Annotated in this window: 16 protein-coding genes; all 16 read left to right on the forward strand. The window is 52.9% G+C overall.

The annotated features are described in order from the left end of the window. Positions 1-218 precede the first annotated feature (218 nt). Positions 219-1,070, forward strand: coding sequence for a translation elongation factor Ts (gene tsf / locus AAIE02_RS00070; protein ID WP_008456925.1), 852 nt, complete (start codon positions 219-221; stop codon positions 1,068-1,070). Positions 1,071-1,217: 147 nt separating this feature from the next. Further along, positions 1,218-1,943, forward strand: coding sequence for a UMP kinase (gene pyrH / locus AAIE02_RS00075; protein WP_008456928.1), 726 nt, complete (start codon positions 1,218-1,220; stop codon positions 1,941-1,943). Between the two features lie 138 nt (positions 1,944-2,081). Beyond that, a complete protein-coding gene (gene frr / locus AAIE02_RS00080) occupies positions 2,082-2,639 on the forward strand; it encodes a ribosome recycling factor (protein ID WP_008456929.1) in 558 nt (185 codons plus the stop codon). A 170-nt stretch (positions 2,640-2,809) separates the two neighbouring features. Beyond that, positions 2,810-4,009, forward strand: a complete 1,200-nt coding sequence (ispC, locus tag AAIE02_RS00085) for a 1-deoxy-D-xylulose-5-phosphate reductoisomerase (RefSeq protein ID WP_498531763.1) — start codon at positions 2,810-2,812, stop codon at positions 4,007-4,009. Between the two features lie 186 nt (positions 4,010-4,195). After that, entirely contained in the window at positions 4,196-4,948 is a 753-nt protein-coding gene (gene ispU, locus AAIE02_RS00090) for a (2E,6E)-farnesyl-diphosphate-specific ditrans,polycis-undecaprenyl-diphosphate synthase (RefSeq protein ID WP_498532637.1), read from the forward strand. A gap of 18 nt (positions 4,949-4,966) precedes the next feature. Continuing rightward, positions 4,967-5,824: a phosphatidate cytidylyltransferase gene (gene cdsA, locus AAIE02_RS00095; protein ID WP_008456935.1), complete on the forward strand. Its 858-nt coding sequence runs from the start codon at positions 4,967-4,969 to the stop codon at positions 5,822-5,824. A gap of 11 nt (positions 5,825-5,835) precedes the next feature. Then, the gene (gene rseP / locus AAIE02_RS00100) at positions 5,836-7,188 is read left to right on the forward strand and encodes a sigma E protease regulator RseP (RefSeq protein ID WP_008456937.1); all 1,353 of its coding nucleotides are present in this window, start codon (positions 5,836-5,838) and stop codon (positions 7,186-7,188) included. 33 nt (positions 7,189-7,221) lie between these two features. Then, a complete protein-coding gene (gene bamA, locus AAIE02_RS00105; RefSeq protein ID WP_008456939.1) occupies positions 7,222-9,627 on the forward strand; it encodes an outer membrane protein assembly factor BamA in 2,406 nt (801 codons plus the stop codon). Between the two features lie 124 nt (positions 9,628-9,751). After that, positions 9,752-10,252 carry a molecular chaperone Skp gene (skp, locus tag AAIE02_RS00110; protein WP_008456940.1) on the forward strand — a complete coding sequence of 167 codons (501 nt, stop codon included), beginning with the start codon at positions 9,752-9,754 and terminating at the stop codon, positions 10,250-10,252. 3 nt (positions 10,253-10,255) lie between these two features. Continuing rightward, positions 10,256-11,281 (forward strand): UDP-3-O-(3-hydroxymyristoyl)glucosamine N-acyltransferase, encoded by a 1,026-nt coding sequence (gene lpxD, locus AAIE02_RS00115; protein WP_008456942.1) that lies wholly within the window; start codon positions 10,256-10,258, stop codon positions 11,279-11,281. A 148-nt stretch (positions 11,282-11,429) separates the two neighbouring features. After that, positions 11,430-11,885 (forward strand): 3-hydroxyacyl-ACP dehydratase FabZ, encoded by a 456-nt coding sequence (gene fabZ / locus AAIE02_RS00120; protein ID WP_039290428.1) that lies wholly within the window; start codon positions 11,430-11,432, stop codon positions 11,883-11,885. A 3-nt stretch (positions 11,886-11,888) separates the two neighbouring features. Then, complete coding sequence (lpxA, locus tag AAIE02_RS00125) at positions 11,889-12,677, forward strand: acyl-ACP--UDP-N-acetylglucosamine O-acyltransferase (RefSeq protein WP_008456945.1); 789 nt, start codon at positions 11,889-11,891, stop codon at positions 12,675-12,677. Continuing rightward, positions 12,677-13,825, forward strand: a complete 1,149-nt coding sequence (gene lpxB, locus AAIE02_RS00130) for a lipid-A-disaccharide synthase (protein WP_008456946.1) — start codon at positions 12,677-12,679, stop codon at positions 13,823-13,825. The genes lpxA and lpxB overlap by 1 nt, the downstream gene beginning before the upstream one ends. Continuing rightward, positions 13,822-14,418 carry a ribonuclease HII gene (rnhB, locus tag AAIE02_RS00135; protein ID WP_008456948.1) on the forward strand — a complete coding sequence of 199 codons (597 nt, stop codon included), beginning with the start codon at positions 13,822-13,824 and terminating at the stop codon, positions 14,416-14,418. Before lpxB ends, rnhB begins: the two co-directional genes overlap by 4 nt. Positions 14,419-14,452: 34 nt before the next feature. After that, positions 14,453-17,935 (forward strand): DNA polymerase III subunit alpha, encoded by a 3,483-nt coding sequence (gene dnaE, locus AAIE02_RS00140; RefSeq protein WP_498531764.1) that lies wholly within the window; start codon positions 14,453-14,455, stop codon positions 17,933-17,935. A 12-nt stretch (positions 17,936-17,947) separates the two neighbouring features. Continuing rightward, positions 17,948-18,907 carry an acetyl-CoA carboxylase carboxyl transferase subunit alpha gene (gene accA / locus AAIE02_RS00145; protein ID WP_008456951.1) on the forward strand — a complete coding sequence of 320 codons (960 nt, stop codon included), beginning with the start codon at positions 17,948-17,950 and terminating at the stop codon, positions 18,905-18,907. Positions 18,908-18,964: the final 57 nt, after the last annotated feature.

Below are 18,964 nucleotides of genomic sequence, written 5' to 3' on the forward strand. Positions count from 1 at the left end.
GAAGGCGGCAAACTCGAGAATTCCTGGGAGCTTACATCAGTAAGTGACCAGGATGAGCGAGTGAAGGTAACGCACCTGCGGCTCGAAATATAAAGGGGAAAGCCCTTATTTAACCAGGTAGTATCTCGTTTGGTTAGGGGCCTTTTTATGGCCCCTTTTTCACTTTTAAGCCCGTCTGGCCAATGCGCCGGGCAGGCAACATCTCCGAGGATTTTAGAATGGCTGAAATTACCGCATCCCTGGTAAAAGAGCTGCGTGAGCGTACTGGCGCTGGCATGATGGATTGTAAAAAAGCGCTGACCGAAGCCAACGGCGACATTGAGCTGGCAATCGAGAACATGCGTAAATCCGGTGCGATCAAAGCGGCTAAAAAAGCAGGCAACGTTGCTGCTGACGGCGTGATCATCACTAAGATCGACGGCAACTACGGCGTGATTCTGGAAGTTAACTGCCAGACTGACTTCGTTGCTAAAGACGGCGGTTTCCAGGCATTTGCTAACAAAGTTCTGGATGCAGCAGTCGCGGGTAAAATCACCGACGTTGAAGTTCTGAAAGCGCAGTTTGAAGAAGAGCGCGTTGCACTGGTTGCTAAAATCGGTGAGAACATCAACATCCGTCGCGTTTCTTCCCTGGAAGGCGAAGTTCTGGGTTCTTACCAGCACGGCGCACGTATCGGTGTTCTGGTTGCCGCTAAAGGTGCTGATGAAGAGCTGGTTAAACAGCTGGCCATGCACATCGCTGCAAGCAAGCCTGAGTTCGTTAAACCTGAAGACGTTTCTGCAGAAGTTGTAGAGAAAGAGTACCAGGTTCAGCTGGACATCGCGATGCAGTCCGGTAAACCAAAAGAAATCGCAGAGAAAATGGTTGAAGGCCGCATGAAGAAATTCACCGGTGAAGTTTCTCTGACTGGTCAGCCGTTCGTTATGGACCCAAGCAAAACTGTTGCTCAGCTGCTGAAAGAGCACAATGCTGACGTAACTAACTTCATCCGCTTCGAAGTGGGTGAAGGTATCGAGAAAGTTGAGACTGACTTTGCAGCAGAAGTTGCTGCCATGTCCAAGCAGTCTTAATGGTTTAAAAGGAACCGCCAACCGGCGGTTCCTTTTTATCCAGCCTTACAATTTCAGAGCGCTCCGTTAGGCGAGCAGACTGAAATGCGACAGAATGTCGCCAGAATTAACCATCCCCCATTCGTTGACTGTTCTCAGGAAAGAAACATGGCTACCAATGCAAAACCCGTCTACAAACGTATTCTGCTCAAACTGAGCGGCGAAGCTCTGCAAGGCACAGAAGGCTTTGGTATTGACGCGAGTATTCTGGACCGTATGGCTCAGGAAATTAAAGAGCTGGTGGAACTTGGCATTCAGGTCGGGGTGGTAATCGGCGGTGGCAATTTATTCCGTGGTGCGGGCCTGGCTAAAGCCGGCATGAACCGCGTCGTGGGCGACCACATGGGCATGCTGGCGACCGTAATGAATGGCCTGGCGATGCGCGATGCGCTCCACCGCGCCTATGTGAACGCCCGCCTGATGTCCGCTATTCCATTGAATGGCGTTTGTGATAACTACAGCTGGGCTGAAGCGATCAGCCTGCTGCGCGCTAACCGCGTAGTTATCCTGTCTGCCGGTACCGGTAACCCGTTCTTTACCACTGACTCTGCGGCCTGCCTGCGTGGAATCGAAATCGAAGCAGACGTGGTACTGAAAGCCACTAAAGTGGATGGCGTGTTTACCGCCGATCCGGCAAAAGATCCTGCTGCAACCATGTACGATCAGCTGACCTACAGTGAAGTGCTGGATAAAGAGCTGAAAGTGATGGATCTTGCCGCGTTCACCCTTGCTCGTGACCACAAATTGCCGATCCGCGTGTTCAACATGAACAAGCCGGGTGCGCTGCGTCGTGTGGTAATGGGTGAGAAAGAAGGCACTTTAATTACTGAATAATTTCAGTTGCCCGGTAATCAGGGTAAGATTTGGCTTTATCTACAGCCAGGAATAAACAGGGCTATACTTAGCCTGCGGCGTTGCAGCTGCAGAGAATAAGCGTGGTCTGCCTTAAACCAGTTTTCAAGGATTCGTAACGTGATTAGCGATATCAGAAAAGATGCTGAAGTGCGTATGGATAAATGCGTCGAAGCGTTTAAAAACCAAATCAGCAAAATCCGTACCGGCCGCGCTTCTCCAAGCCTGCTGGACGGCATCGTCGTAGAATACTACGGCACACCAACGCCGCTGCGCCAGCTGGCCAGCGTCACCGTTGAAGATACCCGTACTCTGAAGATCAACGTCTTCGATCGTTCTATGGGCCCGGCGGTAGAGAAAGCGATCATGGCCTCTGACCTTGGTCTGAACCCAAGCTCTGCGGGCACCGATATCCGTGTTCCACTGCCTCCGCTGACCGAAGAGCGTCGTAAAGACCTGATCAAAGTGGTACGTGGCGAAGCCGAAGGCGCACGCGTGGCTGTTCGTAACGTTCGCCGCGACGCTAACGATAAAGTTAAAGCGCTGTTGAAAGACAAAGAGATCAGTGAAGATGACGATCGCCGTTCTCAGGACGACGTGCAGAAGCTGACTGATGCTGCTATCAAGAAAGTGGATGCGGCTCTGTCTGAAAAAGAAACTGAGCTGATGCAGTTCTAATCCACATTTTCTGTGGAAAATTCGCCGCCCAGTAAGCCCTCGCGCACCGCGAAGCGTTTACGGGCGGCGTTTTGCTTTATAAAAACGTCAAGTAAAGGCGTAGACAATGGGCGTCCCGCGCCGCAAACTATTGCGCCATTAATCCTTCATTTTACGACCCCGAGTACCTCATGAAGCAGCTCACTATTCTTGGTTCTACCGGCTCTATTGGCGTCAGCACGCTTAGCGTCGTTCGTCATAATCCTGAAAAATTTGCCGTTACGGCTCTGGTTGCGGGCACTAATGTCGGGAAAATGGTGGAGCAGTGCCTGGCGTTCTCGCCGAAGTATGCGGTCATGGCCAGTGAGTCTGCGGCGGCGGAAGTCCGTCGTACCCTGAAAGAGCAGGGGAGTAAAACTGAAGTCTTGGCCGGTGAGCAGGCCGCTTGCGAAGTTGCTACGCTTGATGAAGTGGATCAGGTGATGGCTGCTATTGTGGGCGTGGCAGGGCTGTCTTCAACGCTTGCCGCTATCTCCGCCGGTAAGCAGGTTCTGCTGGCGAACAAAGAGTCGCTGATTACCTGCGGGCGTTTGTTTATGGAAGCGGTTGCTCGTAGCAAAGCGCAGTTGTTGCCTATCGATAGCGAACATAACGCCATTTTTCAGAGTATGCCGGAAACAATCCAGCGTAACCTGGGATACGCTAGCCTCGAAGATAATGGCGTGTCGTCTATTATCCTCACCGGATCGGGTGGCCCGTTCCGGGAAACGGCTTATGCAGACCTGACGGCGATGACGCCGGATCAGGCATGCAGCCACCCGAACTGGTCGATGGGGCGTAAGATTTCCGTCGACTCTGCCACTATGATGAACAAAGGTCTCGAATACATTGAAGCTCGCTGGTTGTTCAACGCTTCAGCTGCACAAATGGAAGTGCTGATTCACCCTCAGTCTGTCATTCATTCTATGGTTCGTTACCGCGATGGCAGCGTGCTGGCTCAGCTTGGTGAGCCCGACATGCGTACGCCTATTGCCCATGCGATGGCTTACCCCGCGCGCGTAGAATCTGGTGTTACACCACTCGATTTCTGCAAAATCGGTTCGCTGACTTTCATGGAACCTGATTTTGAGCGCTATCCATGCCTTAAGTTAGCCATTGATGCCAGCGCGCAGGGGCAGGCGGCGACAACCGCGCTAAATGCGGCAAACGAAGTGGTTGTTGAGGCGTTCCTGAATCAGCAGGTCAGATTTACGGATATCGCAGTGCTGAACCGCAGCGTGCTGGATCAAATGAATTTAACTGATCCACAAAGTGTGGATGAAGTGCTTAGTGTGGACGCTGTTGCTCGTGAAATCGCCAGGAAACAAGTGATGCACCTCTCAAGCCGGTGATAATTCATCCGGCTGAAGTGCCGCCATTTGTTCGCTTTGTGCTTCAGTGATATAGTCTGCGCCACTTAATCGCCAGATGTGACTGAGCGTTGAGTGGAAAGCCGTGTCACAACACGGCTTTTTTATGCACCAGGCTTCAATATTCCTGAGTACCGCTTAATTTTTTTCAGGGAATCATTACGCGTTATGTTGTCTGCTAATCAACAATTAAGCGAATCCTTAACTACGCATGGCGCCCGCCATGTTGCCATCATCATGGATGGCAACGGCCGATGGGCTAAGCGTCAGGGTAAAATGAGGGTTTTCGGTCATAAAGCTGGCGCGAAATCGGTACGCCGCGCTGTGACTTTTGCAGCGAATAACGGTATCGATGCGCTGACGCTTTACGCTTTTAGCAGCGAGAACTGGAACCGCCCCGCTCAGGAAGTGACCGCGTTGATGGAGCTGTTCGTCTGGGCATTAGACAGTGAGGTGAAAAGCCTGCACCGTCATAATGTTCGCTTGCGTATTATCGGCGATACCAGCCGATTTAATCTCCGCCTGCAGGAAAGAATCAAAAAAGCTGAAGCATTAACCAGTGAGAACACTGGGCTGACGCTCAATATCGCTGCGAATTATGGCGGGCGTTGGGATATCATTCAGGGAGTGCGACAGCTTGCGTCGCAGGTGCAGGAAGGCTCATTGCGCCCGGATCAGATAGATGAAGAACTGCTCGGTCAGCAGATCTGCATGCATGAGCTGGCTCCCGTAGATTTAGTAATTAGGACAGGAGGAGAGCATCGCATCAGTAACTTCCTCATCTGGCAAATTGCCTATGCGGAACTTTATTTTACCGATGTTCTTTGGCCTGATTTCGATGAACAAGACTTTGAAGGTGCGCTAAATGCTTTTGCAAACCGAGAGCGTCGTTTTGGTGGCACAGCACCTGGTGGTGAATAAGCCTGTTGGGGGTCACTTTTGCTGAAGTATCGCCTGATTTCCGCGTTTATTATGATTCCCGTTGTCATCGCGGCGCTGTTTTGGCTTCCGCCAGTAGGATTTGCGATTGCTACGCTGGTGATTTGTATGCTGGCCGCATGGGAATGGGGGCAACTCGCCGGTTTTGTTGCGCGTTCGCAACGTGTCTGGTTGGCGGTGCTATGTGGTCTGTTGCTTGCCGTCATGCTGATTTCGTTGCCGGAGTATCGGCATTCGGTGCATTTGCCGATAATCGAATTCTCACTCTGGGCATCGCTAGTGTGGTGGGTAGCGGCGCTGTTGCTGGTTCTGTTCTATCCGGCTTCTGCGGCGCTGTGGCGTAATTCCAAACCGCTTCGCCTGGTCTTTGGCCTGCTGACCATTGTTCCCTTCTTCTGGGGCATGGTAGCGTTGCGCAGCTGGCATTATGATATTAACCACTACAGCGGCTCTGTTTGGTTACTGTATGTGATGTTCCTGGTCTGGGGCGCAGACTCTGGCGCTTATGTCTTCGGGAAGATGTTTGGCAAGCATAAACTTGCGCCAAAGGTTTCTCCTGGCAAGACCTGGCAAGGGTTTATTGGTGGCCTTGCGACTTCTGCCGTCATCTCGTTGTTGTTCGGCATGTGGGCGAATTTGAACGTGGCACCTGTTGTTCTGCTAACCTGTTCCATTGTTGCCGCGCTGGCTTCCGTTTTAGGTGATTTGACCGAAAGTATGTTCAAACGCGAAGCAGGGATTAAAGATAGTGGTCACCTTATCCCGGGACATGGTGGTATTCTTGACCGCATTGACAGCCTGACAGCGGCAGTGCCGGTGTTTGCCTGTCTGCTGCTTCTGGTATTCAGGACGATTTAACGGAAGGTTTTATGTTGAGCATACTCTGGAATTTGGCTGCGTTTATCGTTGCACTGGGTGTTTTAATTACTGTGCACGAGTTCGGCCATTTTTGGGTTGCTCGCCGCTGTGGCGTTCGTGTGGAACGCTTCTCCATCGGGTTTGGTAAGGCGCTTTGGCGTCGTACTGACCGTCAGGGAACCGAATTTGTTATCGCGCTGATCCCGCTGGGTGGCTACGTTAAAATGCTGGATGAACGCGTTGAGCCGGTGCTGCCGGAGATGCGTCATGCTGCTTTTAACAATAAAACGGTTTCTCAGCGAGCGGCGATTATCGCCGCTGGCCCAATCGCTAACTTCATCTTCGCTATCTTTGCCTATTGGCTGGTGTTTATCATTGGCATTCCCAGTCTGCGTCCAGTGATCGGTGAAATAACCCCCAACTCTATCGCGGCGGAAGCACAAATTAGCGCCGGCATGGAACTAAAAGCGATAGATGGTATCGAAACGCCTGATTGGGATGCTGTTCGTTTAGCTTTAATCGGTAAGATTGGCGATGCGAGCGCGAGAGTGTCTTATGCGCCGTTTGGGACAAATCAAACGCGTGATGTCACCCTTGATCTAAGCCATTGGCAGTTTGAGCCTGATAAGCAGGATCCGGTCGTATCACTTGGATTCAGGCCCCGTGGTCCGCAGATTGAAAACGTGCTGGACGAAGTTCAGCCGCAGTCCGCGGCCAATAAGGCAGGTTTGCAAGCGGGGGACAGGATCGTTAAAGTCAACGGTCAGCCACTCCTTCAATGGAGTGAGTTTGTTAACCTGGTGCGTGACAATCCAGGTCAGCCGCTAGCCTTAGAGATTGAAAGACAGGGGAGCCCCTTGTCTTTGACGCTGATACCGGATACAAAACCGGGTAAAGCGAAGGCAGAAGGGTTTGCAGGGGTAGTACCTAAAATTATCCCGCTGCCCGACGAGTACAAAACAGTGCGTCAGTATGGGCCGTTTACCGCTGTAGCAGAAGCCACGGATAAAACCTGGCAACTGATGAAGCTGACGGTCAACATGCTGGGGAAATTAATAACCGGTGATGTAAAACTGAACAACCTCAGTGGGCCAATCTCCATAGCTCAAGGGGCAGGTATGTCGGCGGAATATGGGTTAATTTACTTTCTGATGTTCCTGGCGCTTATCAGCGTCAACTTAGGGATCATTAACCTGTTTCCTCTTCCCGTCCTTGACGGCGGGCACCTGCTCTTTTTGGCGGTTGAGAAACTGAAAGGCACTCCGGTTTCCGAGCGAGTTCAGGACTTCAGTTATCGCATTGGCTCTATTTTGCTGGTGCTATTAATGGGGCTTGCACTTTTCAATGATTTCTCTCGTTTATAGAGAGAATTAGGTTAGGAAGAACGCATAACAACGATGGCGATGAAAAAGCTCCTCATAGCGACGCTGCTGTTTAGCAGCGCCACCGTATACGGTGCAGACGGGTTCGTGGTGAAAGACATTCATTTCGAAGGCCTGCAGCGAGTCGCCGTCGGTGCGGCCCTCCTCAGTATGCCGGTTCGCGTAGGCGACACCGTCTCTGACGAGGATATCAGTAATACAATCCGCTCACTGTTTGCCACCGGCAACTTTGAAGATGTGCGAGTTCTGCGTGATGGTAATACGCTGCTTGTGCAGGTCAAAGAGCGTCCAACCATTGCCAGCATCACCTTCTCCGGCAACAAGTCGGTGAAAGATGACATGCTGAAGCAGAACCTTGAAGCTTCAGGGGTACGCGTGGGGGAATCCCTCGACCGCACGACCCTGGGCGACATCGAGAAAGGGCTGGAAGATTTCTACTACAGCGTCGGGAAGTACAGCGCCAGCGTCAAAGCTGTCGTCACGCCGCTGCCGCGTAACCGTGTTGACCTAAAACTGGTGTTCCAGGAAGGCGTCTCCGCAAAAATCCAGCAGATCAACATCGTCGGTAACCACGCGTTTACCACGGATGAGCTGATCTCCCGTTTCCAACTGCGTGATGAAGTGCCGTGGTGGAACGTTGTCGGCGATCGTAAATACCAGAAGCAAAAGCTGGCGGGGGACCTCGAAACCCTGCGTAGCTACTATCTGGATCGCGGCTATGCGCGTTTCAATATTGACTCCACGCAGGTTAGCCTGACGCCGGATAAGAAAAGCATTTATGTGACCATCAACATCACCGAAGGCGAGCAGTACAAGATCGCCGGCGTGGATGTGAAAGGCAATCTGGCCGGGCATTCTGCGGAAATTGAAAGCCTGACTAAGATGCAGCCGGGTGAGCTGTATAACGGCACCAAAGTCACCAAAATGGAAGACGACATTAAGAAACTGCTGGGTCGCTATGGCTACGCTTATCCGCGCGTACAGACTCAGCCAGAAATTAATGACGCTGACAAAACCGTGAAGCTGCACGTTAACGTCGACTCCGGTAACCGTTACTACGTGCGTAAGATCCGCTTCGAAGGCAACGACACCAGTAAAGATGCCGTTCTGCGCCGTGAAATGCGCCAGATGGAAGGGGCGTGGCTGGGCAGCAACCTTGTTGATGCCGGTAAAGAACGTCTGAACCGCTTGGGTTACTTCGAGACCGTCGATGTGGACACCCAGCGCGTATCCGGCAGCCCGGATCAGGTTGACGTTGTCTATAAAGTGAAAGAGCGTAACACCGGTAGCTTCAACTTCGGTGTTGGCTACGGTACTGAAAGCGGTGTGAGCTTCCAGGTCGGTGTTCAGCAGGATAACTGGTTGGGTACAGGCTACTCGGTTGGGATCAGCGGCACCAAAAACGATTACCAGACCTACGCGGAACTGTCAGCGACCGATCCATACTTTACGGTAGATGGTGTTAGCCTTGGTGGTCGTATCTTCTTCAACGACTTTAAAGCTGATGACGCGGACCTGTCTGACTACACCAACAAGAGCTACGGGCTGGATACAACACTGGGCTTCCCGGTGAATGAATACAACACGCTGCGCCTTGGTTTGGGTTACGTGCATAACGATCTGTCGAACATGCAGCCGCAGATAGCTATGTGGCGCTACCTGGATTCTGTGGGTCAGCACCCAACTATGAATGCCAACGACAACAGTTTCTCGGCAGATGACTTCACTCTGAACTATGGTTGGACATACAGCAACCTTGACCGCGGTTACTTCCCGACGGATGGTTCTCGAGTCAACCTGAATGGTAAAGTCACCATTCCGGGTTCCGATAACGAGTTCTACAAAGTGACGTTAGATACGGCGAGTTATTTCCCGATCAATGACAATCATACGTGGGTTGTGCTGGGTCGTACCCGTTGGGGTTACGGCGATGGTCTGGGTGGTAAAGAACTGCCGTTCTACGAGAACTTCTATGCCGGTGGTTCCAGCACCGTGCGTGGTTTCCAGTCAAACAACATTGGTCCAAAAGCCGCTTATTACGGCCCGAACCAGCGTAACTGTGGCACTGGTACTGTGTGTAACTCTAACGATGCGGTGGGCGGTAACGCCATGGGTGTGGCCAGCCTTGAGCTGATTACCCCGACGCCGTTCCTGAGTGAGAAGTACGCAAACTCTGTTCGTACTTCCCTGTTTGTTGATGCAGGTACCGTTTGGGATACCAAATGGGAGAACACCGACGCGACCAGAGCGGCAGGTATACCTGATTACAGCACGCCAAGTAACATCCGTATGTCTGCAGGTATTGCGCTGCAGTGGATGTCGCCTCTGGGGCCGCTGGTCTTCTCTTATGCTCAGCCGTATAAGAAATATGATGGAGACAAGGCAGAACAGTTCCAGTTTAACATTGGTAAAACCTGGTAATTTGTTCTGCGCGATGGAACGCAACAGCAGTGAGGCGCTGCACCTGTTAGCCGTTTAGTCAGTTGGCAGGTGCTCGCAAAAAAACAGTGTCTTCGGACGCCTATGGGATGGTAAGGAGTTTATAGTGAAAAAGTGGTTAGTTGCCGCAGGTCTCGGGATTGCTATGGTTGCTTCAGCCGGCGCTCAGGCTGCCTCCAGCATCGCAGTAGTTAACATGGGCAACCTGTTCCAACAGGTCGCACAAAATACCGGTGTTTCTAAAACCCTGGAAAATGAGTTCAAAGGCCGCGCCAGCGAACTGCAGGGAATGGAAAACGATCTGCAATCCAAAATGCAGCGCCTGCAGCGCGATGGTTCAACCATGAAAGCTTCAGATCGCAGCAAAATGGAAAAAGACGTCATGGCTCAGCGCCAGTCGTTCTCCGAAAAAGCACAGGCTTTTGAGCAGGATCGTAACCGTCGTTCCAACGAAGAGCGCAGCAAACTGGTTACTCGTATCCAGGCCGCTGTGAAGAAAGTTGCAGACGATAAAGGCTATGATGTTGTTCTGGATGCAAACACCGTTGCTTACGCAGGTAACGACGTTAAAGACATCACTGCAGACGTACTGAAACAGGTTAAATAAGTAATGTCTTCAATTCGACTGGCTGAATTAGCCCAGCAGTTGGATGCAGAATTGCACGGTGATGGCGATATCGTCATCACCGGCGTTGCATCTATGCAAACTGCCCAGTCTGGCCACATTACGTTCATGGTTAACCCTCGCTATCGTGAACAGCTGGCTGTCTGCCAGGCTTCTGCCGTCGTGATGACCGAAGCCGACCTTCCATACGCTAAGAGCGCGGCGCTGGTAGTGAAGAATCCCTACCTGACCTATGCCCGTATGGCGCAAATTCTTGATACCACGCCTCAGCCTGCAAGCAATATTGCGCCAAGCGCAGCTGTTGATGCGACCGCGAGGCTTGGTCAAAATGTTTCTATCGGCGCAAATGCCGTTATCGAATCAGGCGTTGAGCTGGGCGATAACGTGGTGATCGGCGCTGGCTGCTTTGTAGGAAAAAATACCAAAATCGGCGCGGGTAGCCGTTTATGGGCCAATGTCTCCATCTATCACAACATCGAAATCGGTGCTCAGTGCTTGATTCAGTCCAGCACGGTGATTGGGTCAGATGGTTTTGGCTACGCTAACGATCGCGGTAACTGGGTGAAAATTCCTCAGCTAGGCCGGGTCATTATTGGCGATCGCGTTGAAATTGGTGCCTGCACGACAATCGATCGCGGCGCCCTGGATGACACGATCATCGGCAATGGTGTTATCATTGATAACCAGTGCCAGATTGCACATAACGTTGTGATTGGCGACAATACTGCGGTTGCGGGTGGCGTTATCATGGCGGGCAGCCTTAAAATTGGCCGTTACTGCATGATTGGTGGTGCCAGCGTAATCAACGGCCATATGGAAATCTGTGACAAGGTGACCGTGACAGGAATGGGAATGGTGATGCGTCCAATCACTGAACCGGGAGTTTACTCTTCGGGGATCCCGCTCCAACCGAACAAAGCGTGGCGTAAAACCGCCGCCCTGGTGATGAACATCGATGAGATGAGCAAACGCTTGAAAGCCATCGAACGTAAGGTCAATCAACAAGACTGATCGTCGCCTGCTCCCTGCGCTGCCGTGTTTCCGGCCATTAGGGCTGGAGCGTAAGCCGCGCTTTTTGATTTGCGGCCTGCTGGCATTCTTTGATTGCCGCAGGCCGTGTTATTATTGTCATTTAGAATATTTAGACAGGAAGAGTATTTTGACAACTGACACTCATACTCTGCACATTGAAGAGATTTTAGAGCTTCTGCCGCACCGTTATCCGTTCTTGCTGGTTGATCGCGTGCTGGATTTTGAAGAAGGTCGTTTTCTGCGCGCAGTAAAAAATGTCTCTGTAAATGAGCCGTTTTTCCAGGGGCACTTCCCTGGTAAGCCGATTTTCCCGGGCGTATTGATCCTGGAAGCGATGGCACAGGCTACCGGTATTCTTGCATTTAAAAGCGTGGGTAAACTTGAGCCGGGTGAACTGTATTACTTTGCTGGCATCGATGAAGCGCGCTTTAAGCGCCCTGTTGTGCCTGGCGATCAGATGATTATGGAAGTGACCTTTGAGAAAACTCGTCGTGGTTTGACGCGTTTCAAAGGCGTCGCAATTGTTGACGGCAAGATTGTCTGCGAAGCGACCATGATGTGTGCACGCAGCCGGGAGGCATAATACGTGATTGATAAGTCCGCCTTTATTCATCCAACCGCTATTGTGGAAGAAGGTGCCGTCATTGGCGCTAACGTTCACATTGGCCCGTTTTGTCTCGTAGGTCCAAACGTTGAAATCGGCGAAGGCACGGTTCTGAAATCTCATGTTGTCGTCAATGGTCACACCAAAATTGGCCGTGACAATGAGATCTACCAGTTCGCGTCTATCGGTGAAGTTAACCAGGATCTGAAATATGCGGGTGAGCCAACTCGCGTGGAAATTGGCGACCGCAACCGCATTCGCGAAAGCGTCACCATCCATCGCGGCACGGTGCAAGATGCTGGATTAACGAAGGTGGGAAGCGACAACCTGCTGATGATCAATGCGCACGTTGCGCATGATTGCCAGATTGGCGATCGCGTTATCCTCGCGAACAACGCAACGCTTGCGGGTCACGTACAAATCGGGGATCACGCCATCATCGGTGGAATGACTGCGGTGCATCAGTTCTGCATCATCGGTGCCCACGTGATGGTTGGCGGCTGTTCCGGCGTTGCTCAGGATGTTCCACCTTACGTTATCGCACAGGGCAACCATGCGACGCCGTTTGGTGTGAACATTGAAGGCCTGAAGCGTCGCGGTTTCAGCAAAGAAGCGCTGCACGCTATTCGCAACGCCTACAAGATCCTCTATCGCAGCGGCAAGACGCTTGAAGAGGCGAAACCGGAAATTGCTGAAATTGCAGCTCAGCATCCGGAAGTGAATGCATTTATTGAATTCTTTGCCCGCTCCACGCGCGGTTTGATTCGTTAATGAAGCCTGGTCGTCCCCTTACGATTGCCCTGGTCGCCGGAGAAACCTCCGGCGATATTCTTGGTGCTGGACTTATTCGCGAACTGAAAGCTCGCGTGCCTGATGCTCGCTTTGTTGGCGTGGCCGGGCCGCTTATGCAGGCTGAAGGTTGTGAAGCCTGGTATGAAATGGAAGAGCTTGCGGTCATGGGCATCGTTGAAGTGCTTGGCCGTTTACGTCGCCTGCTGCAGATCCGCAGCGATCTCACGAAGCGCTTCACCGAGCTGCAGCCCGACGTCTTTGTCGGCATTGATGCGCCGGATTTCAATATCACGCTTGAAGGCAACCTCAAGAAACAAGGGATCCGTACGATCCACTACGTCAGTCCGTCCGTTTGGGCATGGCGACAAAAACGCGTTTTCAAAATTGGCAGAGCGACCGATCTGGTATTGGCTTTTCTGCCTTTCGAAAAAGCGTTTTACGACCGGTTCAATGTACCGTGTCGTTTCATCGGGCATACCATGGCGGATGCCATGCCGCTCGATCCGGATAAAAACGCTGCGCGTGCGACGTTAGGCATTGCGGCAGATGCAAAATGCCTGGCGTTGTTGCCCGGCAGTCGCGGCGCTGAAGTCGAAATGCTTAGCGCAGACTTCCTCAGAACAGCGCAACTGCTTCGCAAGCGTTGGCCTGCACTGGAAGTCGTGGTGCCACTGGTGAATGCAAAGCGTCGTGAGCAGTTCGAAAAGATTAAAGCTGAGATTGCCCCCGAACTGCATGTACATCTGCTGGACGGAAAAGCACGTGAAGCGATGATTGCCAGTGACGCGGCGCTTCTGGCCTCCGGCACGGCTGCGCTTGAATGTATGTTGGCCAAATGCCCGATGGTGGTTGGCTATCGCATGAAGCCGTTCACGTTCTGGCTGGCGAAGCGGCTGGTGAAAACTGATTACGTTTCCCTGCCAAATTTACTGGCAGGCCGCGAACTGGTTAAAGAGCTGCTGCAAAATGAATGTGAGCCTATCGGGCTTGCCTGTGCGCTGGAGCCGCTGCTGGAAGACGGTGCCGTCAGCCATCAGATGCATGACACCTTCCGGGATTTGCATCAGCAGATCCGTTGTAATGCGGACAAGCAGGCGGCGGACGCCGTGCTGGAGCTGGCTCAATGATCGAATTTGTTTACCCGCATACGCACCTTGTCGCCGGCGTGGATGAAGTAGGGCGCGGGCCTTTGGTCGGCGCCGTTGTCACTGCAGCTGTGATCCTCGATCCGGCAAAGCCGATTATAGGGCTGGCGGACTCGAAAAAATTATCTGAAAAACGCCGTCTGGCGCTGTATGACGAAATTGTCGAAAAGGCATTAAGCTGGAGTCTGGGCCGTGCCGAGCCGCACGAGATCGACAATATCAACATTTTGCATGCCACGATGCTGGCCATGCAGCGTGCGGTTGCGGGCCTGAATGTTGTGCCTGAATATGTGTTGATTGACGGCAACCGTTGCCCCGTGTTGCCTATGCCGTCGCTGGCGGTTGTTAAAGGCGACAGCCGGGTGGCAGAAATCAGTGCGGCGTCAATACTTGCCAAAGTCACGCGCGATCGTGAAATGGCCGAACTGGATCTCAGCTTCCCGCAGTACGGTTTTGCTCAGCACAAGGGCTACCCAACCGCTTTTCATCTCGAAAAGCTGGCCGAGCATGGTGCCACCGAGCACCATCGCCGCAGTTTTGGCCCCGTCAAACGCGCGCTTGGGCTCGTCTCCTGAGCCTTAGTAGCTGATACAGAGTAATTGGTGAGAGATGGCTGAACCACGTTTCATTCACCTTCGGGTGCACAGCGACTATTCCATGATTGATGGGCTGGCGAAGACCGGGCCGCTGGTAAAAAAAGCCGCGGCGCTGGGAATGCCTGCTCTCGCTATCACCGATTTCACCAACCTCTGTGGGTTGGTCAAATTCTATGGTTCCGGCCATGGAGCCGGTATTAAGCCGATCATCGGTGCGGACTTTAACGTTGCCAACGAGCTGTTAGGCGATGAGCTTAGTCACTTGACGGTGCTGGCTGCAAACAATGAAGGCTATCAAAACCTTACCTTACTGATCTCTCGTGCCTACCAGCGTGGCTACGGCGTAGCGGGCCCGATTATTGACCGAGAGTGGCTGGTAGAGTTAAACGAAGGGTTAATTCTGCTCTCCGGTGGGCGCATGGGAGATATTGGCAAAAGCCTGCTTCGTGGAAACCAGCCGCTGGTCGATCAGTGCCTGGAATTCTGGCAGCAGCATTTTGCCGATCGCTTCTATCTGGAACTGATTCGCACCGGTCGGGTGGATGAAGAAAACTATCTTCACGCCGCCGTGGCGCTGGCTGACGAACGCGGCTTGCCGGTGGTTGCCACCAACGATGTCCGCTTTATTGATGCCGGCGACTTTGATGCCCACGAGATCCGAGTGGCGATCCACGATGGCTTCACGCTGGACGATCCTAAGCGCCCGCGTAACTACTCCGCCCAGCAATATATGCGTAGCGAAGAAGAGATGTGCGAGCTGTTTTCGGACATCCCGGAAGCGCTGGAAAACAGCGTTGAGATTGCCAAGCGCTGTAACGTGACCGTGCGCCTGGGTGAGTACTTCCTGCCGCAATTCCCGACGGGAGAGATGACCACCGAAGACTTCCTGGTCATGAAATCCAAAGAGGGGCTGGAGGAACGTCTTGAGTTCCTGTTCCCGGACCCGGAAGTGCGTGCGCAGAAACGCCCTGAATACGACGAGCGCCTGGATATCGAGCTGCAGGTTATCAACCAGATGGGGTTCCCCGGCTACTTCCTGATCGTAATGGAGTTTATCCAGTGGTCGAAGGATAACGGCGTGCCGGTCGGGCCAGGGCGTGGTTCAGGTGCGGGGTCGCTGGTGGCCTATGCGCTGAAGATCACCGACCTCGACCCGCTTGAGTTTGACCTGCTGTTCGAACGTTTCCTTAACCCGGAACGTGTTTCGATGCCTGACTTCGACGTTGATTTCTGCATGGAAAAACGCGACCAGGTGATCGACCACGTTTCCGAGATGTATGGGCGTGAAGCTGTTTCGCAGATCATTACCTTTGGTACGATGGCGGCGAAGGCGGTTATTCGCGACGTAGGTCGCGTACTCGGCCACCCTTACGGTTTTGTCGATCGCATTTCCAAACTGGTGCCACCGGATCCCGGCATGACGCTGGCGAAAGCCTTTGAGGCGGAGCCGCAGCTGCCGGAGATCTACGAAGCTGACGAAGAAGTTAAAGCCCTGATCGACATGGCGCGCAAGCTGGAAGGCGTCACGCGTAACGCCGGTAAGCATGCCGGGGGCGTGGTTATCGCCCCAACCAAAATTACCGATTTTGCGCCGCTTTATTGTGACGACCAGGGGCAGCATCCGGTTACCCAGTTCGACAAGAACGACGTTGAATATGCGGGCCTGGTGAAGTTTGACTTCCTGGGGCTGCGTACGCTGACGATCATCGACTGGGCGCTGAAAATGATCAACCCGCGTCGGGCAAAACAGGGGCTGGAGCCGATTGATATCGCCGCCATTCCGCTCGACGATAAGAAAAGCTTCGACATGCTGCAGCGCTCGGAAACCACCGCGGTCTTCCAGCTTGAATCCCGCGGCATGAAAGACCTGATTAAGCGTCTGCAGCCTGACTGCTTCGAAGACATGATCGCCCTTGTGGCACTTTTCCGTCCGGGCCCGCTGCAGTCGGGGATGGTAGATAACTTCATCGACCGTAAACATGGCCGCGAAGCGATTTCTTATCCGGACGTGGAATGGCAGCACGAAAGCCTGAAGCCGGTACTGGAGCCTACCTACGGCATCATCCTGTATCAGGAACAGGTTATGCAGATTGCCCAGGTGCTTTCCGGTTATACCCTCGGCGGCGCGGATATGCTGCGTCGAGCGATGGGTAAAAAGAAACCGGAAGAGATGGCCAAGCAGCGCGGCACTTTTGAAGAGGGCGCAATCAAAAACGGCGTCGACGGCGAGCTGTCGATGAAAATCTTTGACCTGGTAGAGAAATTTGCCGGGTACGGATTTAACAAATCTCACTCTGCCGCCTATGCTTTGGTTTCGTATCAGACGCTGTGGCTGAAGGCGCACTACCCGGCAGAGTTTATGGCGGCCGTAATGACCGCCGATATGGATAACACCGAGAAAGTGGTGGGCCTGGTGGATGAGTGCTGGCGCATGGGGCTGAAAGTCCTGTCGCCGGATATTAACTCTGGCCTTTACCATTTCCACGTTAACGATGACGGGGAAATTGTTTACGGCATCGGCGCGATAAAAGGCGTGGGTGAAGGCCCGATTGAAGCCATTATCGAAGCGCGTAATCAAGGCGGGCATTTCCTCGATCTCTTTGATTTGTGCGCGCGTTCCGATATCAAAAAGCTTAACCGCAGGGTGCTGGAAAAACTCATTATGTCCGGGGCTTTTGACCGCCTTGGGCCTCACCGCGCGGCGCTGATGAATGCGCTAGGTGATGCGTTAAAAGCAGCTGATCAGCACGCGAAAGCGGAAGCTATTGGCCAGGCAGATATGTTCGGCGTTCTGGCCGAAGAGCCTGAGCAGGTCGAAAAGTCCTACGCCAGCGTGATTCCCTGGCCTGAACAAGTGGTGCTGGAAGGGGAGCGTGAGACGCTCGGACTGTATCTTACCGGTCACCCGATCAACCAGTACCTGAAAGAAATCGAGCGCTATGTCGGTGGCATGCGCCTGAAAGAGATGCACCCGACGGAACGTGGTAAAATGACCACGGCTGCGGGTCTGGTGATTGCTTCGCGGGTTATGGTCACCAAGCGAGGTAATCGCATCGGCATCTGTACGCTGGATGACCGCTCTGGTCGTCTGGAAGTGATGTTATTCACAGATGCGCTAGAAAAATACCAGCATCTGCTGGAAAAAGACCGTATCCTGATCGTTAGCGGACAGGTCAGCTTTGATGACTTCAGCGGAGGGCTTAAAATGACGGCCCGCGAGCTGATGGACATCGACGAAGCCCGTGAAAAGTACGCGCGTGGGCTTGCTATCTCGCTGACGGACAGGCAAATTGATGACCAGCTTTTAAACCGTCTCCGTCAGTCTCTGGAACCCCATCGTTCGGGGACAATTCCAGTACATCTCTACTATCAGAGGGTGGATGCACGAGCCCGGTTGCGCTTCGGTGCGACATGGCGTGTTTCCCCTAGCGATCGTTTACTTAACGATCTGCGAACGCTGATTGGTTCGGAGCAGGTGGAACTGGAGTTTGACTAAAACAGGAATATTATGAGTCTGAATTTCCTTGATTTCGAACAGCCGATTGCAGAGCTGGAAGCGAAAATCGATTCCCTGACGGCCGTTAGCCGCCAGGATGAAAAACTGGATATTAATCTGGACGAAGAAGTGCAGCGTCTGCGCGAGAAAAGCGTTGAGCTGACCCGCAAGATCTTCGCTGATTTAGGTGCATGGCAGATTGCGCAGCTGGCGCGCCATCCGCAGCGTCCGTACACCCTGGATTACGTTCGTCTGGCTTTTGATGAGTTCGACGAACTGGCCGGCGATCGTGCCTATGCCGACGATAAAGCTATCGTGGGCGGTATTGCTCGTCTGGAAGGTCGTCCGGTGATGATCATTGGTCATCAGAAAGGGCGCGAAACCAAAGAGAAAATCCGTCGTAACTTCGGTATGCCGGCACCAGAAGGCTACCGTAAAGCGCTGCGTCTGATGGAAATGGCTGAACGTTTTAACATGCCGATCATTACCTTCATCGACACGCCGGGTGCTTATCCGGGCGTTGGCGCCGAAGAACGTGGTCAGTCTGAAGCGATCGCCCGCAACCTGCGTGAAATGTCCCGTCTGAAAGTACCGGTCATTTGTACCGTTATCGGTGAAGGTGGTTCCGGTGGTGCGCTGGCCATTGGCGTGGGTGACAAAGTAAACATGCTGCAGTACAGCACTTACTCCGTTATTTCCCCGGAAGGCTGTGCGTCAATCCTGTGGAAGAGTGCGGATAAAGCCCCGCTGGCCGCAGAAGCGATGGGGATCATTGCTCCTCGACTGAAAGAGCTGAAGCTGATCGATACCGTAATCCCAGAGCCGTTGGGTGGTGCGCATCGCAATCCAGAAGTGATGGCTGCTTCCCTGCGCGCACAGCTGCTGGCCGATCTGGCGGATCTCGACGTGTTGAACAAAGATGAATTGTTAAACCGTCGTTATCAGCGCCTGATGAGCTACGGCTACGCCTGATTTTGAGTTGTAAAATATCGATAAGGGTCGGATTTTCCGGCCCTTTTTGCATTTATT

Source organism: Cedecea sp. Ae19-4 (genome assembly GCF_059801165.1).